General features: G+C 50.7%; 25 protein-coding genes. 12 read left to right on the forward strand and 13 right to left on the reverse strand.

Annotated elements, in window-relative coordinates:
• The first annotated feature begins 103 nt into the window (after nt 1–103).
• Complete coding sequence (locus BM040_RS01180; RefSeq protein ID WP_092098201.1) at nt 104–1933, forward strand: M2 family metallopeptidase; 1830 nt, start codon at nt 104–106, stop codon at nt 1931–1933.
• Between the two features lie 88 nt (nt 1934–2021).
• Here the strand turns inward: BM040_RS01180 and BM040_RS01185 are convergent, their stop codons facing one another.
• From BM040_RS01185 to BM040_RS01200, 4 genes are all read right to left on the reverse strand, one after another.
• Entirely contained in the window at nt 2022–3035 is a 1014-nt protein-coding gene (locus BM040_RS01185; RefSeq protein ID WP_092098203.1) for an OmpA family protein, read from the reverse strand.
• A 195-nt stretch (nt 3036–3230) separates the two neighbouring features.
• Nucleotides 3231–3674: an NAD(+)--rifampin ADP-ribosyltransferase gene (gene arr, locus BM040_RS01190; protein WP_092099422.1), complete on the reverse strand. Its 444-nt coding sequence runs from the start codon at nt 3672–3674 to the stop codon at nt 3231–3233.
• A gap of 273 nt (nt 3675–3947) precedes the next feature.
• A complete protein-coding gene (locus tag BM040_RS01195; RefSeq protein ID WP_139217737.1) occupies nt 3948–4265 on the reverse strand; it encodes a hypothetical protein in 318 nt (105 codons plus the stop codon).
• 85 nt (nt 4266–4350) lie between these two features.
• Nucleotides 4351–4758, reverse strand: a complete 408-nt coding sequence (locus tag BM040_RS01200; protein ID WP_092098207.1) for a hypothetical protein — start codon at nt 4756–4758, stop codon at nt 4351–4353.
• A 394-nt stretch (nt 4759–5152) separates the two neighbouring features.
• Here BM040_RS01200 and BM040_RS01205 point away from each other — a divergent pair, with 394 nt between their 5' ends.
• The 3 genes from BM040_RS01205 (at nt 5153) to BM040_RS01215 (ending at nt 8904) form a co-directional block, all read left to right on the forward strand.
• Nucleotides 5153–5848: an SIR2 family NAD-dependent protein deacylase gene (locus tag BM040_RS01205; RefSeq protein WP_092098209.1), complete on the forward strand. Its 696-nt coding sequence runs from the start codon at nt 5153–5155 to the stop codon at nt 5846–5848.
• Nucleotides 5849–6000: 152 nt separating this feature from the next.
• A complete protein-coding gene (locus BM040_RS01210; RefSeq protein ID WP_092098211.1) occupies nt 6001–8271 on the forward strand; it encodes a TonB-dependent receptor in 2271 nt (756 codons plus the stop codon).
• A gap of 168 nt (nt 8272–8439) precedes the next feature.
• Nucleotides 8440–8904: a DoxX family protein gene (locus tag BM040_RS01215; protein WP_092098213.1), complete on the forward strand. Its 465-nt coding sequence runs from the start codon at nt 8440–8442 to the stop codon at nt 8902–8904.
• A 75-nt stretch (nt 8905–8979) separates the two neighbouring features.
• Here the strand turns inward: BM040_RS01215 and BM040_RS01220 are convergent, their stop codons facing one another.
• Complete coding sequence (locus BM040_RS01220) at nt 8980–9567, reverse strand: riboflavin synthase (protein WP_092098215.1); 588 nt, start codon at nt 9565–9567, stop codon at nt 8980–8982.
• A 232-nt stretch (nt 9568–9799) separates the two neighbouring features.
• Here BM040_RS01220 and BM040_RS01225 point away from each other — a divergent pair, with 232 nt between their 5' ends.
• From BM040_RS01225 to BM040_RS01235, 3 genes are all read left to right on the forward strand, one after another.
• A complete protein-coding gene (locus tag BM040_RS01225) occupies nt 9800–10459 on the forward strand; it encodes a protein-L-isoaspartate(D-aspartate) O-methyltransferase (RefSeq protein WP_092098217.1) in 660 nt (219 codons plus the stop codon).
• Between the two features lie 71 nt (nt 10460–10530).
• On the forward strand, nt 10531–11064 hold the full coding sequence (locus tag BM040_RS01230; protein WP_092098219.1) for an acyl-CoA thioesterase: 534 nt from the start codon (nt 10531–10533) through the stop codon (nt 11062–11064).
• A 6-nt stretch (nt 11065–11070) separates the two neighbouring features.
• Nucleotides 11071–11709 carry a hypothetical protein gene (locus BM040_RS01235; protein ID WP_092098221.1) on the forward strand — a complete coding sequence of 213 codons (639 nt, stop codon included), beginning with the start codon at nt 11071–11073 and terminating at the stop codon, nt 11707–11709.
• A 104-nt stretch (nt 11710–11813) separates the two neighbouring features.
• Here BM040_RS01235 and BM040_RS01240 read toward each other — a convergent pair whose 3' ends face one another.
• The 3 genes from BM040_RS01240 to alaS form a co-directional block, all read right to left on the reverse strand.
• A complete protein-coding gene (locus BM040_RS01240) occupies nt 11814–12950 on the reverse strand; it encodes a TlpA disulfide reductase family protein (RefSeq protein ID WP_092098223.1) in 1137 nt (378 codons plus the stop codon).
• Nucleotides 12951–12952: 2 nt separating this feature from the next.
• Nucleotides 12953–14410 (reverse strand): Asp-tRNA(Asn)/Glu-tRNA(Gln) amidotransferase subunit GatB, encoded by a 1458-nt coding sequence (gene gatB / locus BM040_RS01245; protein WP_092098225.1) that lies wholly within the window; start codon nt 14408–14410, stop codon nt 12953–12955.
• A gap of 159 nt (nt 14411–14569) precedes the next feature.
• The gene (alaS, locus tag BM040_RS01250) at nt 14570–17206 is read right to left on the reverse strand and encodes an alanine--tRNA ligase (RefSeq protein ID WP_092098227.1); all 2637 of its coding nucleotides are present in this window, start codon (nt 17204–17206) and stop codon (nt 14570–14572) included.
• Between the two features lie 202 nt (nt 17207–17408).
• Here alaS and BM040_RS01255 point away from each other — a divergent pair, with 202 nt between their 5' ends.
• Together BM040_RS01255 and dprA are read left to right on the forward strand one after the other, a co-directional pair.
• Complete coding sequence (locus BM040_RS01255; protein ID WP_092098229.1) at nt 17409–17756, forward strand: MerR family transcriptional regulator; 348 nt, start codon at nt 17409–17411, stop codon at nt 17754–17756.
• A 21-nt stretch (nt 17757–17777) separates the two neighbouring features.
• A complete protein-coding gene (gene dprA, locus BM040_RS01260) occupies nt 17778–18896 on the forward strand; it encodes a DNA-processing protein DprA (protein WP_092098231.1) in 1119 nt (372 codons plus the stop codon).
• Between the two features lie 147 nt (nt 18897–19043).
• Here the strand turns inward: dprA and BM040_RS01265 are convergent, their stop codons facing one another.
• The 3 genes from BM040_RS01265 to BM040_RS21965 all read right to left on the reverse strand — a co-directional run bounded on the left by BM040_RS01265 (nt 19044) and on the right by BM040_RS21965 (nt 21382).
• Nucleotides 19044–19976 (reverse strand): ketopantoate reductase family protein, encoded by a 933-nt coding sequence (locus tag BM040_RS01265; protein WP_092098233.1) that lies wholly within the window; start codon nt 19974–19976, stop codon nt 19044–19046.
• A gap of 4 nt (nt 19977–19980) precedes the next feature.
• Complete coding sequence (locus tag BM040_RS01270; RefSeq protein WP_175490942.1) at nt 19981–20979, reverse strand: cation diffusion facilitator family transporter; 999 nt, start codon at nt 20977–20979, stop codon at nt 19981–19983.
• A 115-nt stretch (nt 20980–21094) separates the two neighbouring features.
• Nucleotides 21095–21382 carry a GIY-YIG nuclease family protein gene (locus BM040_RS21965; RefSeq protein WP_092098235.1) on the reverse strand — a complete coding sequence of 96 codons (288 nt, stop codon included), beginning with the start codon at nt 21380–21382 and terminating at the stop codon, nt 21095–21097.
• A gap of 178 nt (nt 21383–21560) precedes the next feature.
• Here BM040_RS21965 and BM040_RS01280 point away from each other — a divergent pair, with 178 nt between their 5' ends.
• Nucleotides 21561–21977: a hypothetical protein gene (locus tag BM040_RS01280; protein WP_139217738.1), complete on the forward strand. Its 417-nt coding sequence runs from the start codon at nt 21561–21563 to the stop codon at nt 21975–21977.
• A 16-nt stretch (nt 21978–21993) separates the two neighbouring features.
• Nucleotides 21994–22254, forward strand: coding sequence for a hypothetical protein (locus BM040_RS01285; protein ID WP_092098239.1), 261 nt, complete (start codon nt 21994–21996; stop codon nt 22252–22254).
• Between the two features lie 3 nt (nt 22255–22257).
• Here BM040_RS01285 and BM040_RS01290 read toward each other — a convergent pair whose 3' ends face one another.
• The gene (locus tag BM040_RS01290) at nt 22258–22458 is read right to left on the reverse strand and encodes a hypothetical protein (protein WP_092098241.1); all 201 of its coding nucleotides are present in this window, start codon (nt 22456–22458) and stop codon (nt 22258–22260) included.
• A 245-nt stretch (nt 22459–22703) separates the two neighbouring features.
• Here BM040_RS01290 and BM040_RS01295 point away from each other — a divergent pair, with 245 nt between their 5' ends.
• Nucleotides 22704–23453 (forward strand): pseudouridine synthase, encoded by a 750-nt coding sequence (locus BM040_RS01295; protein WP_092098243.1) that lies wholly within the window; start codon nt 22704–22706, stop codon nt 23451–23453.
• On the opposite strand, the gene BM040_RS01300 is transcribed toward BM040_RS01295, so the two are convergent.
• Nucleotides 23440–23796: a hypothetical protein gene (locus tag BM040_RS01300; RefSeq protein WP_092098245.1), complete on the reverse strand. Its 357-nt coding sequence runs from the start codon at nt 23794–23796 to the stop codon at nt 23440–23442. The two genes, BM040_RS01295 and BM040_RS01300, sit on opposite strands and share 14 nt — an antisense overlap.
• Nucleotides 23797–23818 lie beyond the last annotated feature (22 nt).

The raw sequence follows: 23818 nt of genomic DNA on the forward strand, positions 1-23818 counted from the left end.
TAAGGCATCACAGAAAATCATCCCTGTTGTTGGATGTTCGGTACCCGGTTACTTATATTTATCCTTTGCTTATCCTGCAAAATCACACCTCAACAAAACACCCATGAAAAAACTAATCTTTACCGGCCTTACTGCGGCGGTGCTTCTCTCCTCCTGTTCCAGCCAGAAAACGGAGACAGCCGGGACAGAGCAATCTGCAGCACTGACCGAAGTACAGCAGGAGGCGCAGGCCTTTTTGGATCAGTATTCCAAGAAGTACCAGGAGCTCTATACCAATTCTGCTGAGGCAGAGTGGAATTCAAATACCAAAATAGTAGAGGGAGACACCACCAACGCCGCTGCCACACGCCGTGCCAACGAGGCCTTCGCTGCCTTTACGGGGAGCGAGGAAAACATCGGAATGGCGCGCACCATGCTGGAGAAAAAAGACCAGCTAACGCCCCTGCAGGTACAGCAGTTTGAGGCCATACTTTTTGCGGCCGCTAACAACCCGCAGATCATTCCGGATGTGGTAAGGGCGCGTATTAAGGCCGAGACCGAGCAGACTGAAAAGCTCTATGGTTTCGACTACCGCCTTTCCGGTAAATCTGTTAGCACCAACGACATCGACAATATTCTGAAAACAGAGAAGAATGTTAAAAAGCGACTGGATGCATGGAACGCCAGCAAGGAAGTGGGACCTGGCCTGCGCGAGGGGCTGCTGAACCTGCGCGAGCTGCGCAACAAAACGGTGCAAAGCCTCGGCTACGACGATTACTTTACCTACCAGGCCTCCGACTACGACATGACGCGGGAGGAAATGATGGAGCTGATGCAGCAGATAAACGAAGAGCTGCGCCCGCTTTACCGTGAGCTGCATACCTACGCCCGTTATGAGCTTGCCAAAAAGTATGGCGCAATGGAGGTGCCTGATTACTTGCCGGCGCACTGGGTGCCAAACCGCTGGGGCCAGGACTGGAGCTCGATGGTGGAGGTAGCAGGCATTGACCTGGACGCGGCGCTTAAGCCTAAAGGTGCCGAGTGGCAGGTGAAGCAGGCGGAGCGCTTTTATACCAGCATGGGTTTTCCGGAATTGCCGCAATCATTTTATACCAAATCGAGCCTCTACCCGCTGCCGCCAAATGCGGGGTATAAGAAAAATAACCACGCCTCGGCCTGGCACATGGACCTGGACAAGGATGTGCGCTGCCTGATGAGCGTGGAGCCCAACGCTGAATGGTATGAGACAACCCACCACGAACTGGGCCATATCTACTATTACATGACCTATACCAACCCGGACGTGCCACTGCTGCTGCGCGGCGGTGCTAACCGTGCCTACCATGAGGCGGTCGGTTCTTTGCTGGGGCTGGCGGCTATGCAAAAGCCGTTTCTGGCGGAGCTGGATCTGATAGATGAAAACGTGCAGACCGACGAGGTGCAGGCCCTGCTGAAAGAGGCGCTGAACTATGTGGTGTTTATACCTTTCTCTTCGGGGGTGATGAGCGAGTGGGAACATGACTTTTATGCCAAAAACCTGCCGGCAGACCAGCTGAACAAGCGTTGGTGGGAGTTGACCAAAAAGTATCAGGGCATCGTGCCGCCAACTAACCGCGGCGAGAACTACCTTGATGCAGCCACCAAAACGCACATCAACGACGATGCGGCGCAGTACTATGATTATGCTATGAGCTATGTCATCCTGTTCCAGCTGCACGACCACATCGCTAAAAACATCCTGAAGCAGGACCCGCACGTTACCAATTACTACGGCAGCAAAGAGGTGGGCAACTTCCTCCGCGACATCATGTACCCGGGCGCCTCGGCTGACTGGCGCCAAATGCTGAAAGAGACGACTGGCGAAGAGCTAAGCGCCCGCGCCATGGTAGCTTATTTCCAGCCGCTGATGGATTACCTGAAAGAGCAGAACAAAGGCAGAAAGTATACTTTGTAGGACCTAACAGTTCTATACTCTCAAATCTAAAAGCCGCAGCAGGAATTCCTGTTGCGGCTTTTGCTTTTAAAACTAGAGTGGACAGCTATTAAAGCCTGACAAGCTCTACCCTTCTGTTTTGGGTCTTTCCCTCTTCGGTGCTGTTGTCGGCAATAGGGTTTTCCTGGCCGAATCCCTTTGATGTTAAACGCTCCTGCGCTATCCCGGCTTTTGCTATTACCTCTTTTACGGAGGAGGCTCTGCTTTCAGACAGTTTTTGGTTATGCTCCTTGCTGCCTGCGTTATCAGTATAGCCGTTAATCGCGATGTTTAGCTCTGGAGCCTCTTTCAGGGCCTTTACAATTTCGCTTACAACTTCCATTCCATCAGGCTTTAAACTAGCTTTATCAGTATCAAAGTTGATATGCAGAACAGACTTCCCTTTCGCCAGCAGGTCATCTTTTATCTTATCTGAGGTAACCTTTGTAATAGTTTGCTCGAAAGGTTTTTCCTGTACTATCTGGATGGAGGTGGAGTTCGGCATTCCCTTACCAAGTGCGATGTAGATATTGCCGTCGTTTCTTCGGATGACATAGGTGGCTATTGGATTGTTCCAGATATCAATACTGCCATTGTCTCCGGCGTAGGTGCACAGTTCCTTGTAGGATTCTTTTCGATCTCCCTCTAACTTTCCTTCAAAAACTTTTACGCCGCCGGCCTTTAGAATGGCTTCCTCGAAACTTTTGTTCAGGAAACGCCCGCTTACCTTTGTTTCGCTTTTCCTGTCGGGATGTACGTGCGCTCTAAACGTTTTCCCCTCTACTTCATAAACACGATCAGGAGTAACAAAAACGATAAAATCAAAATCGCTCGGTTTAGCATTATTGATGTATTCCGCACCTGCAGGAGCTGTGAAGAACGGGAAATCACCCAAATCTTCTGAAGAAACGGGAATCGAACTAATATCAAAGGCAGCAGGCTTCACTGAAACCTCTTCCACCGCATGATTTTCTTCAGGGGCGCTAACGGCCGCTTGCTGGGAAGCCTGAGTGCTTTCACTTTTGTCACTGCTACAGGAAAACAACAATGGGATTGATAAGAGTGTGATAAACGTTTTTTTCATTCTTGTTTTAGTTTGGTGTATATAGTCTGTTAGTAGTCTAAAACCCTGTGTGAGGCTGATTCAGCACTCAGGTAGATTAGAAGGAAGTATGAGTTATTAGGTTTTACTACTTTCTCCTGACCACCTCTGAGGTTGCTTACAAGGTTCTGTTCAGTAGCAGCGAGCCCGGGTCTCTTCATACTTTTGATGCCTGGGTTAGTCGTTTAAGGAGTTGATGCCTTGTTCCTTTAGTTTTTCAAGATGGGCTTTCATGGCATTAACCTGCTCCATCGGATGTCCTTGCCAAACGGTTACTTCGCCTACTACTCTGAACGGATGCGTTGAACGATATGATTTGGTAGGGTTGCCTGGGAATTTCTTGTCGGTCAGGTCGGGGTCATCTTCTATTTCTCCGGTTGGCTCTACCAGGTAAATCCTTTCATGCCCCGGGCCGGATGCCAGCTCAGCTCCCCAAATGGCAGCATCCAGTGTAGCGGTCAGGAAAATGTACCTGGCGTTTTTCTGTCGTCCATAATTTGAGTTGAACCCAATCTCGATGAGGTCACCGACTTTAAGGTCTGCCTTTGTCCCGTGAAAGTACGTTTGAGCAAAGGGTGTCGCAGCTGGTGTGCTTGGTTGTTGTTTGGGGTTTTGCTCCATCTCAAAGCACTTAGTGAGGTTGAAAATTGTCAACGGAAGATTTTAAGGCTATAGTTATTTGGTAGCAGAAAATCCTGTTTATACTTCAACTACAGCCTGCGCTTCTTTGGCAAATCTATTCACTCTTGGCTGAATAAACCAGATACAGAATGGCCAGAAGATTATCACAAAGAAAAGCCCAATATATTCTCCTAATCTTGCTTCCCTATTCAGTTCGATTGGTTTCAAGACTTTTGCTGGAAATGCAACCGTATGTAAGAAGGCAAAGAAGATTTAAAGGCCAGGAAGAGCGTAGATGCCGGTAAACTTCACTTCATTAGATTCTGTAAGTATGGCTATTGCTATAGTTGTAGCTATAGACAGGAAAGCGTTTATGATAACCAGGTTATAGTTTAATTCAACTTTCCTTGGCAGGTAGTTATACAGGTAATGGTTATAAGCAATGAAAATAGAGAAGAAAAGTACTGCACTTATGATGATGAATCCATCATTTACTGCCGGGTAACCTTCAATCGTGGTATTGCCTACCAACATGGAAAATAATAAGATTAGAAAAACTTGCCAGTAATTAAGTTGTAAAATTCTACTCATCTATGTTTTTGTTTATTGTCAAAGTATAGCAAATGAGCAAGAATGGCCAAAGTCAGAATTATGTATATGGTTGATCAATGTAATTTTATTCTTTTCCTCCACCAGCAAAGGAAATAAACTCATCTCGTTTACCTGAGTGATCAATAAATTGCCAGTTCTCAAATTGGCTACTATCTGCCACTATATCCAAAGTATATTCATTACCAAAATTTATTTTAATGTCGAAAGGAGGGAGTTCATAGGTTATTTCTACTATTACCCCACCTATAACTTGCTCTAATCTTTTACCTGACTCTGGGTTGTCGTGATAAAGAGAAAAGTCTCCTTGTCCTACATGTATAAACTTTTTTTGCTTTAAGAGTCGCCAACTACATTCTACCATTATGCAAGCTTCATCTCCAAAGATGAAAATTGGGTGTTTCCCTTTTGAGTCTTGCCAGTTTATATTTGTAAGGGTTAATCCGTAATAGGATTTAAAAGAAATTTCTTTCATTATGAATTTTGGCTAGCTTCTTGATTTACAACAACCTACGCTTATATGTATCAAGTACGGAGTTATAAACTTACAGCTATAACAAGCCTAAATTTCCCTACTCATTATACAGATATTGATAACATCCCTGCTTCGCTAATATAGTTTATTTCGCATATTTATTAGTAGGAATGGCAAATAATTAACAAGATCAACAACTATAACCTACAGTCTGTCAGGTAAATATATAGCGAATTAAAACCTATTTATACTTTGTTTGCAGCAGCCCTTCTGCCTGTGAAGGTGAAGACACCCCTATCCCTATTGCCTTGAAAGTATAAGTGCCATACCGTAACTTTAGTAGCTGTAACACATATAAATAGCTGTTTACCATTTCAAGTATAAACCGAATGCCATGAAGAAGAAACTGGTGGTGCTAACAGGCGCGGGTATCAGTGCAGAGAGCGGAATCGCTACCTTCCGCGACGCCAACGGCCTCTGGGAAGGACATGATGTGATGGAGGTCGCCTCGCCACAGGGCTGGCAAAAGAATCAGGAGCTGGTGCTTGACTTTTATAACCAGCGGCGGAAAAACGCGCACACGGTAAAGCCGAACGCGGCGCATGAGGCCCTGGCCGATCTGGAGAAAGACTTCGACGTGCTTATCATCACCCAAAACGTGGACGACCTGCACGAGCGCGCCGGTTCTACCAACATCATCCACCTGCACGGGAAGCTTTTCGAAAGCCGCAGCACCCTCGACCCTAGCTTGGTGTACCCGATTGAAGGTTGGGAACTGAAAAAGGGTGATAAGTGCGAGCGCGGGTCCCAGCTGAGGCCAAATATTGTCTGGTTTGGAGAGCCGGTGCCCATGATGGAAAAAGCAATTGAGGAAACCCTGCAGGCTGATATTTTTCTGGTAGTTGGCACCTCCCTGGTGGTATACCCGGCTGCTGGTTTGGTGGATTACGTAGACGAAGGCGTTCCGATATTTGTGGTAGACCCTAATCTGCCTTATATGCGTGCACGACCAAACCTGCATCGTTATGAGGAGAAAGCCAGCACGGGCATGCAGAAAATTGCTGCCTTACTGCGTGAGAAGTATACATGAAAGAAGTCTAATGATTTTTTTAGCCCTGCCAGTTTAGCACTAGCAGGGCTTTTTTGTGCAACAGCATATTGAGAAGTATTAAATTTATTTTTTAGACAAATCTAAAAGTATATTTTTGCGTTTCAAATTATAGCTTTTAAAGATCCTAGACTATGAGAAACGCACTACTCCTGTTATTCCTGATCCTAGCCTCCACTGCTCATGCCCAAACCGGCGCTATCACTGGTCAAGTATCGGTGAATGAGAGGCCTGTCCCCTATGCCGCTGTTATGCTGGTAAACACCAGGTATGGCACCTCAACTGATTTGGAAGGAAAGTATAAGTTGGAGAACATACCTGTCGGAACCTATGACCTTGTAGTCTCAGCCATAGGATACCGTAAGGTGCAACGCGCTGTGGAGATTTCAGACGTAACTCCGCTTACGCTGGATATTACTTTGCAGCCGGCAGATGCCACGCTGAATGAGGTGGTGGTAACAGGCACGCGCACGGAGCGCAGGAGGTTGGAAAGTCCTGTTGCCGTGAATGTGCTCGACAGCCGTACTTTTAACCTGACGCAATCTAATACACTGGCCGAAGGACTCTGCTTTCAGCCGGGACTGCGCATGGAAACTGATTGCCAGACCTGCAACTACACCCAGCTGCGCATGAACGGCTTAGGGGGCTCCTACTCGCAGATTCTGGTGAACAGTCGCCCGATTTTTACTTCGCTTATGAGCTTGTATGGGCTGGAACAGATACCTGCCAATATGATTGACCGGGTGGAGGTGGTGCGGGGAGGCGGCTCGGTGCTCTATGGATCCAGCGCCATTGCAGGTACGGTAAATATCATCACCAAAGAGCCGAAGGAAAGCACCTATACCCTTTCCACCAATTCCTCACTTACAGACGGCACCGTCTGGGACCACTTTCTCAACGCGAATGTAAATGCCGTGAACGAGGAGCAAAACGTCGGTGTATCCTTCTTTGCCTCCCACCGCGACCGGGAGGACTACGATGCCAACGGAGATGGTTTTTCGGAATTGTCGCAGCTCAAGAATAACTCCTTTGGCTTTAATGCCTTCTTCAAACCTACAGAACGCGATGAGGTTGATGTTAACGGCTGGAGCATCTACGAAGAGCGGAAAGGTGGCAACAAGCTGGACAAACCTGCCGACCAGGCGGACCAGGCAGAGTATCGACTGCACAATATCCTGGTAGGCGGGTTTAGCTGGGATCGTCGGCTGAGTGACCGTTCTTCCTTCAGTGTCTACGGCTCGGGGCAGAACACCAAACGCACGCACTACACCGGCATAGAGCAATCGGACGGATGGGGTGAAACCAAAAGCAATACGCTGCAGGGAGGACTTCAGTATAATTATACTTCCCCTGACTTTATGGGAGGCAGCAATACCTTTACAACAGGTATCGAGCACCAGTACGATGACACCTTTGATGCGATTGAGGCCTATAACTATCGTATCGACCAGGAGAACAACCTGACGGGTTTATACTTACAAAGCGACTGGGAGGTAAGTCCTGCCCTGACCATACTTTCCGGGGTGCGGGCAAACAAACACAACAGGATCAGGAACATCATTTTAACACCCCGTCTGAGCGCCCTTTACAAAATCGGTAGCACCACGCAGCTGCGCGCTTCCTATGCCCGTGGCTTTAAAGCGCCTCAGGCTTTCGAGACAGACCTGCATATCGCCTTCGCCGGAGGTGGCATTTCCCTGATACAACTCGACCCAGAGCTAAGAGAGGAAACCTCCAACGCCTTTAACGCCTCGCTGGATTTTAACAAACCGAGTGAGCATATGATCTATGGCTTTACGGTGGATGCTTTCTACACCCGCCTGCATGATGCGTTTATACTGGAGGAAATCGGCACCGATGCGCTTGGCAACCAGCAACTCCTCCGCCGAAACGGGAGCCATTCTACGGTAAAGGGCATTACGCTGGAAGGTCGCCTCAACTATGACCAGAAATTCCAACTGGAATCTGGCCTTACTTTGCAACACTCTACCTTTGATGCGCCTGTGGCCTGGTCTTCGGAACTAGAAGGCACCCGTGACTATCTCCGCACCCCAAATGTGTATGGCTACTATGTACTCACGCTACTGCCGCAAAGCCGCTTCACCACTGCCTTTAGCGGTGTGCTGACAGGTCCGATGCAGGTGCCGCACTTCGGCGGAGCGCCCGGCGTGGTGGAAGACGAACTTTATACTTCCCCCACCTTCTTTGAAAACAACCTGAAACTGGCCTACCGCTTCACTATTCGAAGTATAAAGCAAGACCTGCAGCTAAGCGCGGGCGTGCAGAACATGTTCAACGCCTACCAGAAAGACTTCGACACAGGCCCCTTCCGCGACAGCAACTATGTGTATGGCCCAGCCCGGCCACGCACCTTCTACTTTGGGCTGAAGTTTGGGTTGATGTAAGCTGAAAGATGGCGGCTATGGACTACCACGCGCTGAAAGCTCGCGGGAGACGAGGTAGGGTATACTTGTGTCCTAATGGCAGGCTTCTGAAGCAGGTGATTTATACTCTAGTTTACCTATATTATAAAACTCTCGTACTGTGTGGAGTAATAACCACCCGTATAGCATATGGCCTTTTTCAAAGACAGAATTCTGGCTACACATGATACCTGGAGCCTTACCATCTTGCGCATCTTTCTCGGGCTGATAATGTGGCCGCACGGGGCTCAGAAACTGTTGGGCTGGTTTGGGGGCGCCGGACCGGCCGCCTTTATGCAGTCTTTCGAGAAAGTATCCGGATTGCCCGGTTGGCTGGGCTGGTTCGTGATCATCATTGAAGCCGTGGGCGCCATCTGCCTGATTCTCGGCTTTTGGGTGCGCCTGTGGGGGCTCGCCTTCATCGGCCTTTTTGTGGGGATTATACTTGCTATACACCTGCCCTACGGTTTCTTCATGAATTGGGGCGGCAATCAGGCCGGTGAGGGGTACGAATACCACCTGCTGGTAATCGGTATGGCCTGGGCGCTCGCAGTTGGCGGTGCCGGCAAACTCAGCATCGATCAGACCATGGCTAACCAGGAAAGAAGGTTTTGAGAGTTAAAAAGTTAGAGAGTTTGGGAGTTTTAGAAGTATAAAATCAACCAAAATCTAACACCTAATTACCAACCACTAAACTTTTCCCAGAAGCCTGGCCACGTACTTGCCGATGATGTCGAACTCCAGGTTAACGGTGGTGCCGGGCTTTACAGTGTGCAGGTTGGTGTGCTCGAAAGTATAAGGGATGATGGCTACCGAAAAGTGGTCTTCCTGCGAGTTTACTACCGTCAGGCTGATGCCGTTCACGCAAATAGAGCCTTTCTCCACGGTTACATTGCCTTTGCTGGCATCATAGCGGAAGGTAAAGAGCCAACTGCCGTTTTCGTCACGCACTTCCTTGCACACCGCCGTCTGGTCCACGTGGCCCTGCACCACGTGCCCGTCAAAGCGGCCGTTGGCTTGCATGCAGCGCTCCAGGTTCACCGCATCCCCTATTTGCAGCTCGTTCAGGTTTGTTTTCTTCAGCGTCTCGTCAATAGCCGTTACCGTGTACGCATCCCCGTTTATACTTACCACCGTCAGGCAGACGCCGTTGTGCGCCACACTTTGGTCTATCTTTAGCTCGTTGGTAAAAGGACTGGTCAGGGTAAAATGCTTGTTGGTGTTCTCCTGCCGGATATCGGTTAAGCGCCCTAGCGCCTCTATGATGCCAGTAAACATAGTCTCGGGTTGAAATATGAAAGTAAAAACCGTGCCTTTGCTTAAGCAAGTGCGCGGGCGTTTTGTTTAAGCAAAATTAGCAGGATTCTTGCTATGCCGGGATGCTAAGGCAAATTAAAAGCGAGAAAAAGGCAGAATACCAGGATTAATTGCCCCCGGATGCTTATTTTCGCAAACCTCCCCTCCCCAGGGGCAGTAAAGTTACAGTAAGGACCTCACAGTTTTAAAGATCATGCAAACCGACACGTACAGGCACAAAGGCATGCGCCGGGCTTTGGTAAAACAACTGCGCGACAAAGGCATCCGCGATGCGCGCGTGCTGGCTGCCATCGAAACTGTACCGCGTCATTTCTTTTTCGACAAAGCTTTTCTGGAGCAGGCCTACCAGGACAAGGCCTTCCCGATTGGCGAGGGGCAAACCATTTCCCAGCCCTATACCGTGGCTTTCCAGTCAGAGCTGCTGCGCCTCAGACCAACTGACAAAGTGCTGGAGATTGGCACCGGTTCGGGCTACCAGTGCACCGTGCTGCTGCAGATTACGCCTAACGTGTATACCATAGAGTATAATCGCCCGCTCTACGAGAAGGCCCGCCTGTTCTTCCGCAAGCATAACCTAAAACCTCATACCTTTCATGGCGATGGCTCCCAGGGCCTGCCTGCTTATGCCCCGTATGATAAAATTATCGTGACAGCCGGTGCGCCCATCGTGCCGAAAGAGCTGTTGCGCCAGCTAAGTATAGGCGGTATACTGGTGATTCCGGTTGGCGACGAGAAATCGCAGAAGATGCTGCGCATTACGCGCGTGGAGGAAAACGAATTTACTAAGGAAGAGTTCAGCGACTTCAAGTTCGTGCCTCTGTTGGGGCGTTCCGGTTGGAGCGGCGCAGAATAGCCAATCCGAAGTATAATTTTATCCTTTGCGGCAGGCAGCGTATCTTTGCGCCGATCATACAACAATCTGGAATGCGTAAACAAAAGAAAGTATCTGATTCCTATGTCATCATGACGGAGCTGGTGCTCCCTAACGACACCAACACCCTGCACAACCTGATGGGTGGCCGCATGATGCATTGGATGGACATTGTATCGGCCATTGCGGCGCAGAAGCACTCAAACCGCATTGTGGTAACGGCCTCTGTCGACAATGTTTCGTTTGCTGAAAGTATAAAACTGGGCAATGTGGTGACGCTCGAAGCCAAAGTTACCCGTGCCTTTAACTCCTCTATGGAGGTGCACATCGTAGTGTACGCCGAGGATATCCCGAGTGGCAAGAAAGCCATGTCCAACCAGGCCTTCTTCACCTTTGTGGCGGTAGACCAGCTGGGCAACCCAATCGACGTGCCGGAGGCTATTCCGGAAACAGAGGAAGAGATCAGGCTTTACAACGATGCCTTGCGTCGTCGCCAACTGCGCCTGGTGCTGGCCGGCCGCATGAAGCCACGCGAGGCAACCGAGCTTCGTTCCCTTTTTGACATCAAAGAAGACGAGAAAGAATAGGTATAGATGACTAAGCTACAGGCCGATATCAGCCACGAGTTTTTGAAGAACTTTATTACTGAAACCATTTATGTGGTGGAGGGAGATATGGCTGCGCCTGTACCCGAAACAGTTCCGGAGGAAGTGGACGCCACTTCCCCGGCTACCGTAGCTGCCCCCACCCCAACCATAGCTCCTGAGCCTGCTCCTGCCAAGCAGGGTGTGCACGAACTGCCCCGGATTCCGAAGAAAGAGCCGGTCGCTGAGCCGAAAAAGTATAAAGTTACCGGCCAGAACGGGAAAGGCGTGGTGGTTCTGGTGACGCTGCCTGAAAACGAGTTTGTACAGCTGACGCAGTTGCAGTTCCTGCAGAAGATTCTGGCGTCCATTGGCCTTCAGCCAACGGATGTGGCTTACGTGAACAATGTTTCAGGTGAGATCGCCCTGTTTGAGGACTTGCAAAAACAGCTACAGGTTAACTATATTATCAGCTTTGCCAGCCGTATTGAGACTTCGCTCCCGCACGAGCGCTTTACACTTTACAATCCGGTAACCGTTGGCAACGTGCCGGTAGTATTCTCGCAGGCGCTGAACATGCTGGAGAATAACGTGGAGCATAAGAAACTGCTGTGGGGGGCCTTGCAAAAGGCTTTTGGCTTGGTATAGCAAGTATAAATTAGGGGTCAAAATCTCTAAGGTAAAAGTATAAAAAGAGCGGCCTCCCTAAACAGGAGGCCGCTCTTTTTATACTTGGTTTATACTTGTTAGGCTTAGTTCTGCCCCAGGAGTAACGACTCCAGTTTTTGCTCCAGTTCTTCGCCACGCAGGCCCTTGGCCACAATTCTTCCTTCCGGATCTAGCAGCACTGTTTGCGGGATAGCCGTTACGTTGTACAGTCCGGCAGCAGCGCTCTCCCATCCTTTCAGGTCGGATACCTGCGGCCAGGTTAGTTTGTCTTTCTCAATAGCAGCCAGCCACTTCTCCTCCGACTGGTCCAGCGAAACGCCGAAGATTTCAAAACCCTTGCCTTTGTCTTTCAGCTTGTTGTACATGCGCACCACGTTGGGGTTCTCCTTGCGGCACGGTCCGCACCAGCTAGCCCAGAAGTCGATCAGCACATACTTGCCACGCAGCGAAGAGAGTGATTTTGTAGTTCCGTCAGGACTTGGCAGAGTGATCTCAGGAGCTACCTGGCCCACAGCAGTGCTGCGGTGCGGCTGCAGGCGCTCGTTTACCAAGGTGGTATACTTTGAGTTCGGGATATGCTGGTTGTAGAGCGTAGCCATACTATCGGCAAAGGCAAAATCATTTACCGGATCTATCAAACTGGCAGTACCGAATGCGGATACTACTGATTTCGGGTGCTTTGCCAGGAAGTCCTTAATCTGGTTTTGCAGCCTGAAGTACTCGCTTCTGAGGCGTTCTGCTTCTTCATTATTGCCCTCTTGCATAGCCTTTGCGAAATCCTGCTCCAACCCTGCCTGCTGCTGACGAGTGTCGTTCACCAGCTTATTCAGCTCCAGAAACAGCTTCGACTCTTCCGAACCTTCCACCTTGGCGGTTCCGTTCAGGTCGCTGGCGTCGGCCTCTACTTCAATCTTGCCCTCTTCTACTACCAGCATCACCCCGTTTTGCTGATCCAGCGCGATGCGGTAAAAGGTCGGTTCCTGTACTTTACCTGTAAAGGAAAAGGTGCCTTCGGCACTCAGTTCGGCTGTGTCGCGGGGTTCGAAGCTACGCTCGCCCAGCTCAAAAAGGTAAATCTGACCAGGGGTTGCGTTGCTGAGCTTGCCCTGGATAGTATAGCTGTTCTCGCCGTTGGTGGCAGGTTTGTTACCTTGGCAGCTTGCAAGTATGGCAGCAGCGGAGGCCGCAACTACAATCGACTTTAGGTTCTTATGCAGCATGTCTATGCGTTTAGTTTCTCTCTTAATATCTGGTTGGTCACTTTCGGATCGGCCTTGCCTTTGGTTTTCTTCATGATTTCGCCCATAAACATGCCAATCAGCGACTGTTTGCCAGCCTTGTATTCCGCTACCTTGGCCGGGTTCTCATCCAGCACTTCCTGCACTAGCTGCCCTAACTCGTCAGAGTTTGACTCCTGCAGCAGGTTTTGCTCCTCGGCCACGCGCTGAGCGGTGTACTCCGGATGCTCCAGCATGAATGGGAAGATCTTCTTGGCCGCCACCGAATGGCTCACCTTGTTCTCATCTACTAAAGCAATTACCTGAGCGATTTGTTCCGGCTGCAACGGGAAGTCCTTGATGTGCAGCTGCAGCTCGTTGAGGTATGACTTTACCGGACCCATTACCCAGTTAGAGGCAGCCTTGTAGTTCTGCGTATGCTTGGCGAGCTCCTCAAAGTATAAAGCTACCTCCTTGGCGTCTGTCAATACGGCTGCATCATACTCCGGCAGACCCAACTTCTCTACAAAGTTCTTGTAAAGCTCCTGTGGCAGGCTCGGCATCGCAGCTTTCACAGACTCGAGCCACACCTGCTCGATGATCAATGGCGGCAGATCCGGCTCCGGGAAGTAGCGGTAATCGTTCAGTGTTTCCTTCGAGCGCATGGCTGTGGTGGTTCCGGTATTGGCATCGAAGTTGCGGGTTTCGCCTTCTACCTTGCCGCCATTCTCCAGCACCATGATCTGACGCTCGATCTCGTGCTCAATCGCGCGCTGCACGTTGCGGAAGGAGTTCATGTTCTTCACCTCCACCTTTGTGCCCCACAACGAGGAGCCTTTCAGCATCACCGAAATATTAGCGTCGCAGCGCAGGGAGCCCTCCTCCATGTTGCCGTCGCAAATTTCCAGGTACTTCACCAGGCGCTTGATCTCGGTCAGGTAATTGTAGGCTTCCTCAGAGTCGCGGATATCCGGCTCCGACACGATCTCTATCAAAGGTACACCGGCACGGTTAAAATCCACCAGCGTTTCCACCTCTCCGGGCAAGTGCATCGATTTACCGGCATCTTCCTCCATGTGAATGCGTGTGATACCTATTTTCTTTTCGTTACCCTCCGCATCCTTTATCAGGATATGACCATGCGTACAGATTGGTGTTTTGTCCTGCGTGATCTGGTAGCCTTTTGGAAGGTCCGGGTAGAAGTAGTTCTTACGGGCATACACGTTATGCCTGGTGATCTCGCTGTTGGTGGCTAGCCCCATTTTCACAGCCATCTCCACCACACGCTTGTTCACGCGCGGCAACGTACCTGGGTGACCCAGCGTGATTGCGCTCAGGTTGGTGTTGGGTAGCATGCCATACTCTGTTGAGTCGGAGGAGTAGGCTTTGCTTTCAGTGAGCAGCTGTGCGTGTACCTCTAATCCAATAATGGCTTGATATTTATCTCTTATCGCTTTATCCATTTGTTTAATGATTAATGACGAATGAATAATGAGTAATCTTTTTCGACTCTCATTAATCATTCCTCATTATGAATTCATCATTACTACTTATCTGTATTTCTTATAATTAATGATTAGTGAGGAATGACTAATTTATCACTCCACATCATTAATTATTCATTATTCATTAATAATTGCTTTGATAAGTTCTACCGCCTTGGCAGGTACTGCGTTCAGGCCAGATACGTCTTTACCACCCGCTGTGGCGTAGAACGGCTGTCCACCGCCGCCACCTTTGATTTCCTTGGCTAGTTCACGAACCAGTTGGCTGGCGTTCAGGTTTTTCTCCTGCACCAGGTTATCCGACAGCATCACGGCAATCTGCGGCTTGCCATCAATCTCGGCGGCAAGTATTAGTACCAAGTTCTCCACTACCTGACGCATGTCAAAGGCCAGCTTCTTGAGGTAATCAGCAGAGCTCAGGTCCACGCGCTCGGTAATAAGGTTGATGCCATTCAGCTGCTGCGCTTTCTGCGCCAGCGTTTCTTTCAGGTTGCCCAGCTGCTTCAGCTCATAAGCTTCCAGCTGCTTCTGCAGGGCTTTCAGGTCTTCCTGCATTTTCTGCACTGCGCCTGATACGTTGCTCTGCGTGTTCAGTACCTCGCGCACTGCGTTCAGCTCATTCAGTTGCTGCTGCATGTGCTCTTCTGCTGCTTCTGCTGTGATAGCCTCAATACGGCGCACCCCAGCGGCTACCGAGCTTTCGGAGATGATTTTAAAGTAGCCGATGTTGCCGGTGTTGTGCACGTGCGTACCGCCGCAAAGCTCCACTGAGTAATCGCTGCCGAAAGTAATCACGCGTACAAAGTCGCCATACTTCTCGCCGAACAGAGCGGTAGCACCCATGTTTTTCGCCTCGTCAATCGGCACGTTGCGACGCTCATCCAACGGAATGGCCTGGCGCACGCGCTCGTTCACGATGTGCTCTATCTGACGCAGTTCAGCGTCCTCTACTTTGGCAAAGTGCGAGAAGTCGAAGCGCAGGATTTTTTCGTTTACCAAAGAGCCGCGCTGCTGCACGTGGTCACCTAACACTTTTCTTAAAGCAGAGTGCAGCAAGTGCGTAGCTGAGTGGTTCTTACGAATCAGGTTACGGCGCTCCGCATCGATCTCAGACCGGAAGCCAGCTTCTACGTTTTGCGGTAGTTTGCTGGTAATATGAAGTATAAGATCGTTCTCTTTCTTCGTGTCCAGTACCTCCACACGCTCGCCATCAGCTACCAGGTAGCCCACGTCGCCTACCTGGCCGCCGCTCTCGGCATAGAATGGCGTTTTGTCCAGCACCAGGTGATACTCGCTTTTGTTTTTGGCTTTTACCTGGCGGTAGCGCACAATGTGCGAGTCGGTCGTGTCGCAATCGTAGCCCACAAACTCGTTTACCACGTCCGGCTGCAGGATAACCCAATCGCTTTGCTCGGTGGCAGAGGCGTTGCGGGAGCGGTTTTTCTGCTGCTCCATCTCTTTGCCAAAACCCTGCTCATCCACTTTCAGGCCTTTTTCACGGGCAATCAGGGCGGTCAGGTCCAGCGGGAAGCCGAAGGTATCGTACAGTTCAAAGGCGGTTTTGCCGTCGATGGTATTGTTGTTCTGCTTGAAAGTATCCTCCAGCGCGTCCAGTCGCTTCAGGCCGTTCTCCAGCGTGCGCAGGAAGGCGTTCTCCTCTTCCTCAATCACGCGCTGCACAAAGCCCAGCTGTTGCTTCAGTTCCGGGAACACATGCGCTGTCTGCTCGGCCAATACCTCTGTCAGTTTATAGAGGAACGGCTTTTTGAAATCCAGGAAAGTAAACCCGTAACGTACGGCGCGGCGCAGGATACGGCGAATTACGTAACCCGCCTTGTTATTAGACGGCAGCTGTCCGTCGGAAATAGTAAAGGAGATGGCACGGATATGGTCGGCGATTACGCGGATGGCAACGTCGGTTTTCTCATCTTGGCCATAGGTTACGCCAGCCTCGTTGGCCACGTACTGGATCAGCGGCTGAAACACATCGGTGTCGTAGTTCGACTGCTTGCCCTGGATGGCCATGCACAGGCGCTCGAAGCCCATTCCGGTATCCACGTGCTGTGCAGGCAGCTTTACCAGCGAAGTATCCGCCAAACGGTTGAACTCCATGAATACGTTGTTCCAGATCTCCACCACCTGCGGGTGGTCGGCGTTTACCAGCGTCTTGCCGTCTACCTTGGCTCGCTCTTCATCAGAGCGAAGATCCACGTGGATTTCTGAGCATGGTCCGCAGGGGCCGGTATCGCCCATCTCCCAGAAGTTATCCTTTTTGTTGCCCATCAGGATACGGTCCTCGGCAATCATGGTCTTCCAGATATCATAGGCTTCCTGGTCCATCGGCAGGTTCTCCGCCGCATCGCCTTGGAAAACGGAAACGTATAGCCTGTCTTTTGGCAGTTGGTATACTTCTGTCAGCAACTCCCACGACCACTGCAGCGCCTCTTTCTTAAAGTAGTCGCCAAACGACCAGTTGCCCAGCATCTCGAACATGGTGTGGTGGTAGGTATCGTAGCCTACCTCTTCCAAGTCGTTGTGCTTGCCACTCACACGAAGGCACTTCTGCGTATCGGCCACACGCTTGTAGGGTGCGGGTTTGTTGCCCAGGAAGTAGTCTTTAAATGGCGCCATGCCCGAGTTAATAAACATCAGGGTTGGGTCATCCTTCACCACGATAGGCGCAGAAGGCACAATCTGGTGTTGTTTGGAGGCAAAGAAGTCCAGGAACTTTTGTCTAATCTCAGCTGAGTTCATGTATGAGTGTTAAGCCTTTAGATACTAAGTGCTATACTTGTTGTTTAAGAGAGAAAAATATCTAATTTTTGCCAATCGGTAACGCTATACTTCTAGCGCGTGCCGGATAGCACATTAGAGGCAAAAGTAGCATTTTTAGCCGGAAACAGTAACATTTCGCCCTAAAATTAGCTTCTCGCACCTCCCCAAACAAGCCATTATTATGCCGTACAAGGAAAAAGAGATAGAGAAACAGTATTATACCATCGGCGAAGTAGCCACCATGTTCGATGTAGCCCCCTCCCTGATCCGCTTTTGGGAGACAGAATTTGAGCAAATCCGCCCAAAAAAGAACAAGAAAGGCAACCGCCAGTACACGCCCAAAGACATTGAGACGCTGCGCACCATTTATCACCTGGTAAAAGAGCGCGGCTATACGATACAAGGTGCCCGGGAGGTGATGAAAAACAAACCCGTGCAGGCAAAGGACAAGATGGAGATCATTGAGTCGCTGGAGAAGGTGAAGGCATTTTTGCAGGGCATTAAGGACCAACTGAATACCAAAGCCTAAAAGCTTCGTAGTTCTTTACCTATGGTGGAAGAACATAACATTTACGAAGTAGCCATTACCCGCTTGCCCGGCGTGGGCGCACAGCTGACGCGCCTACTGGTGAGTTATTGCGGCTCGCCCAAGGCGGTGTTCGAAGCGCCGCTCGCCAAATTGCAGAAGGTGCCGGGCGTCGGACCAAAGCTTCTCCAAAGTATAAAAGACAATGCGCGGACTACGCTGCTGCAGGCTGAAGAATGGGTGAAACGGGCGGAGGAGCTGGAGGTACAACTGCTGTTTTATACTTCGCCTAAGTTCCCCGACAGGCTCAAGCAAATCCCCGATGCGCCGACGCTGCTATACTTCCGGGGCAACGCCAACCTCAACCAGCGCCGCATCATCAGCATGGTAGGCACCAGGCAGATAACAACCTATGGCCAAACAGTAACCGAGCGCATTGTCGAGGAATTAAAGCCTTACAACGTAACAATCGTCAGCGGGCTGGCCTATGGCGTCGATATTGTGGCGCACCGGGCGGCGCTGCAGGCGGGCTTACCCACCGTGGGTGTGATGGCCAGCGGTCCAGAAACAGTCTACCCGGCCGTGCACCGCAAGTATGCCGACCGGATGCTGACGCAGGGCGGTCTTTTGACCGAGAACCCTTTTGGCACCAGACCGGACGCCCCGCGCTTTCCGGCCCGCAACCGCATTATCGCTGGCATGAGCGACTGTACCATTGTGGTGGAAGCGGCCATGAAAAGCGGCACCCTCATCACCGCCGATATTGCCCACAGCTACGACAAGGAAGTAATGGCTGTACCGGGCAACATCACCTCCCCTGTCTCGGAAGGCACCAACCACCTGATCAAATCGCTCAAAGCCGTGGCTTATACTTCGGTGCAAGACCTGGTGGAGCTGCTGAACTGGGATCTGCAGGATGAAGCAGCCTCTCGTAAGTCCTCCAAAATCTCTTTTGATCCGGCTGAGTTTAATAAAGATGAACTGAAGGTACTGCAGGTGCTGCAACAAACCCGGGAAGAGCACATGGATAACCTCAGCTGGAAAGCGCAAGTGCCGATAAGCCTCTTAGCCTCGGTGCTTTTGGGGCTGGAGTTTAAAGGGGTGGTAAAAGCGCTGCCTGGGAAAAGGTTTATACTTCTGTAGGTTCGCTACAAGTTGAACGTTCATCGTTATTCGCGTAGCAGGGTTAGGCAGCAATTAAAAAAAATGTAAAGTATAGATTTGAACAGCCAGAGGCCGTCTTATACCGCACACTCGCCAGAGGCGAGCGAGAAGAATGGATTAATTTAACTAGCAACCACCCTTCAACTTGTGGTACACCTGCTCGTACTGCGGCACGGACACACCATACTTTTGGGCTTCCCGCACCACATAGCCAGTCAGGTTCTCCAGTTCCGTATCTTTTCCTTGGGCGAAATCGCGCTCCATTGAGGAGGTGACACCCCGCTGCATCCGCTCCACTACCGCCAGGTTTCGTTTGATAATATCGTCTGGTAATGGAATACCCTTGGCATGAGCCACCTGCACCAGTTCCTGCATCAGCTGCTGCAGTTGCGCTGCCAGCTCTGGTTGCTCCACAATCTGGCCCATGGTCTGGTGCGTGAGCGAAGTAAGGCTGGCTACCGGCGAGATGAACGAAAACTTCTCCCATACTTTGCTTTTCACCTCCTGTCCGTAATGTTCGTGGTTTATCCCGGCCTCGTCGAAAAGGGTGCTGATCCGCTGCAGCGTTTGTTCGGGGAGTTCCGGGTTGCCCCAGATTAGGCGGTTATACTGGCCCTGCACCTGTACTACGCCGGGTTCTTTTATACTGGCGATGATGTACACACAACCCCACAGCACCTGTGCCTCCGGAAACCGTTGCTGCAGGTAGGCTATACTTTCCGCGCCGTTAAGTAAAGGAAGTATAACAGTTTCAGGACCGATGTTTGGCGCCATTTGTTCGGCCACCTGCTGCAAACTGTAGCTCTTCACGCAGAACAGGACAAGGTCGAAATGTCCGATGTGGGCTGTTTCATCCGTTACCATACTTGGCCGAACCACCAGCTCCTCCCCATCCAAGGCCAATTTCAGCCCTTGTTGTGCTATTAGCTCTTTGTGTTTGCCTCGTGCTATAAAAACAACCTCATGGTTCTCATCTTTGGCAAAGCGGTTGGCCAGCAAGCCACCGTAGTAGCCTCCCACGCCGCCAATGCCCACTACGGCGATTCTATACTTTTTCATGGATTTAATAGGTTCCGTGTTTGCGGTCTGCAATAACTTTCTCGAAGTCCCATTCTACGCGCTCCTGAAACGGCTGCCGGCGCACTTCGCAGTTTTCTTTGGCGCAGATGGCGCAGGATGGCATGATACAGGGATCGGTATGTATAAAGAGTTCGATGCTCGGGTCAATTTGCTCGCGTACTACCTCGGCTACCGCCTCCACCTCGTCATGGGCCTCCTGCACGTTCAGGTACCAAGGCACGGTTAAGTGACAATCGATGTGCAACGTGGAGCCATACTTAATGACGCGGAGGTTGTGAATGTCGATCCAGTTCTCGCGGCGGTTCTCGTTGAGCACCCGCACGATACGCTGCAAAAGCTCATAGTCTGCTTCATCCATAATGCCGGCAATGGAGGAGCGCAGAATGCGGTAGCCGGTATACCCGATAATCAAGCCGAAAATGATGGCCACCACGCTGTCCAGCCAAACTATTCCCGTAAGGTAGATCAAAAGCAGCCCGATGAGGATACCTGCGGTGGAATAGGCGTCAGATTTGAGGTGTTTGCCACCGGCCGCCAGCACTAGCGAGTTGTTTTGAAGGCCTCGCCGCTCAGTTACAAAACCAACCGCGTAGTTAACCAGCCCAGCCGCTGCGGTAAGTATAATACCCACATCCAACTGCTGCAATGGCACCGGGTTTATGAGGTTGGCAATAGATTTGAAGATGATGGCGCCTCCGGCCACCAGTATAAGTGAACCTTCCAGTGTGGCAGCCACAAACTCAATCTTTCCGTGGCCGTAGGGATGGTTCTCGTCGCGGGGGCGGGCTGAGAGAAACAGGCTGTAGAGCGAAAAAGCCCCTGCCACCACGTTGATGATAGACTCCAGGGCATCTGTTAAAATGGCGTTGGAGTTGGTAAGCACGAACGCGGTGAACTTGGTTACCAGCAACAGCACGCCCACCAACACCACAAATAACTGTAGCCGGATGTTCTCGCTCAGGCTATTGAATTTAGCTCTCAAACTATGCTTTATCGTTCAGGGAAAACTAGCTGCGGCAACCTCTGCCTGTGGTAAAGATACAAAGACAGGCCGCAATTGCCTAACCGTCAGCAGCGGTTTAAAGTTGCCTGAGGCCTTAGTTATCGAGCGTGTCGCTGAGGTCCAGCCAATTCGGGTTCACCGACTCGATAAGGTAGATGGCATGGTCGAGGCTGTCGCGCGTGAGCTGTTCCTGGCGGTGGAGGGCATCGCTTTCCGCGCTGTAATGCTCATAATACACCAGCCTGGCCGTCTTGCTTTCCACTCCGGGCACAGCCTGGGTATGGGTGAGCTTATACAAGTCTCCCGCTACCCCTATTTCCACGTTCTCGTGGGTTTGGTCGCCAAAGATATAGACAAAGTAATGTGGCTCTCCTTGCATCATTTCACACCTCCTTTTACGGATTACATATACGTGGCACCGGCTGCTGCGTTTAGGCCTGTGGCTAGTTTGCGCGAATTAATTCTGGTAAGGTTTTAACATGTTTTTGTTATACTTTATACTTCCTGGCATCAGCTGCGTAAGTATAGATTCGTACAACGTGCCCTGTCTGATTTTGCCTATGGAAATCCTTAGAAAAAACTACGTAACGATAAGCCTGCATCGTCCGGAGAGCCTGCTGGAAGTGAATTGGCTACGCCAGCCGTCGGATAAGGAGTTTAAGCAGGCCTATAAATTTAGCCTGGAGGTTGCCGCGCAGGAGCAGCTGCGGTATTACCTGTCGGATAACTCGATGGGTATAAATCTGGCGATGGCCCTGCAGCATTGGGTATCGGCTTTAGGAAAGGACATTATAGGAAGCCTTAACCTGGATCGCTATGCCCGGGTTATTCCGTCTGATGCCTTTCAGGAAATTGTGTCGTATAAAATGTTTGAGTTCCTGAGCCAGCAGCAACAGACTTCGCTGGAGTTCCGGGTGTTTTATAACAAAGCGGAGGCCATGAGGTGGCTGCAGCACGGCACACGTCAATTTGCTTAAACTACAACTTACAGCCATGCCCCTGAACCCTAAGCTAGAGAAGCTATTAGCGAAAGCATACGAGCCGAACCACCGCCACAATCAGAAGTATGGAGGCAAGGATATTACCTTTATTACAAATGACTTGGGCGAGCCCGTTACGCTGTTTATCGGGAAACGAAACGAAGACGGAAGTATAGCAGGCGAGCGTTACGTGCGCACCATCGTGCGCCAGCCGCAGGGCAGCGATATCCTGAAAAGCCATTGGGAGCTAAAGGGAAAAGTCAGCCGCAGTTAACTCCTACAGTTCCTCCAGGTCGAAGTCTTTGCCCCGGCCATACTTTAGCAGGTCGTGGAGCAGGAAGGTATCCAGCGTGAGCAGGTCTTTCACGCGGTATTCGTTGTCAGTGGGCATCTCCAGCACCTGAAACTCAAAGGTTTCGCCGTGGTTGGTAAGTTTATACTTTTTGCCTTTTCGTAAATTATCAATCGAGATTGCCATACCCTGCCCTGTCTGCTGTTAGCGTGAGGGACAAATATACGAGGCCTAGCCGCAAATTAACCTAAATTTAGTTTATACTTTGTTGAATTTATACTTTTAGGCGTGCTCCCGCAACCGCTGCTTATAGTATCAGAAAGTATAAAATTTGGGAGTATAGAAGTATAAAATCGGGGGTCCTACGGATTTATACTTTCAGCCTCCCATAACGCAAGGTTTGCCTATCTTTGCCTAAAAAGGAAGTATAGGTGCTAGAAATAATTTATGAGGATGCGCAGTATGTGGCCATCAATAAGCCAAACGGTTTGCTGGTGCACCGCACGCGCATTGCCGAGGAAAAGAAGGAGTTTGCCCTGCAGCTGCTACGCGACCAGCTAGGATACCACGTATTTACGGTACATCGCCTCGATCGCGGAACCTCAGGGGTGCTGCTTTTCGCCAAGTCGCCGGAGGCAGCTGCGCCCATTGTGCAGGCTTTTGAGGCCCGGGAGCCGGATAAAACATACTTCGCCATCGCGCGCGGCTATACGCCCGAGGCTGGAACCATAGACAACCCCATCCGCCCCGACAAAGACCACCAGCACAGGGAGCCGCAGGATGCGGTAACGCATTACGACCGCCTGGCCACTGTAGAGCTGCCCATACCGGTGGGGCGCTATCAGACTTCGCGCTATAGCTTGGTAAAGATAAAGCCTGAAACAGGCCGCATGCACCAGATTCGCAAGCATTTTGCGCACCTGCGCCACTACATCATCGGCGACAAGCGCCACGGTGACTGGCGCCACAACAAGATGTTCCTGGAAGAATTGGATAGCCCTTTCCTGCTGCTGCACGCCGCCGAGCTCCGCTTCGTACATCCGTTTACGGGGGCGGATACTAGTATAAAATCACAGCTACCGCTAAACATGCTGCGCTTGTGCCGGCAGTTTGGGTGGGAAGGTGTGCTGGCCGAGCAGGAAGCCCTGCCGCAGCCGTTGCCGGAGATTACGCTTTGTTAAGGAAACGGCGCACCATTTCGAGCTGTGTTCGCGCCACCACCTCGCTCTTGGCGTCCGCATTCAACATGGTGAGCATATAGGCCATCGGCGACAGACGCCAATCCTGCACCACCTCCCCGTTGCGGGATCGGTAAACCGGTTTGAAATTTTCATGCAGGGGCACGTGCATGCAGCTGCATACTTCAGATGCCCGCCGGATGGCATGGCTTAACTCATCCATACTTTCGCAGCCTTGCTGTTGCAGCAGGTCTGAGGCATAGCAGGTCAGCTCCTTCTCGGCGAGGCTCTCCAGAAAATTCTCCAGTGGTGCGTAGGTGCGCGTTTGTTCAATGGTTACTAACATGGCAACGTTGGCTATAGGTCCG

Source organism: Pontibacter chinhatensis (assembly GCF_900113285.1).
Classification (GTDB): domain Bacteria; phylum Bacteroidota; class Bacteroidia; order Cytophagales; family Hymenobacteraceae; genus Pontibacter; species Pontibacter chinhatensis.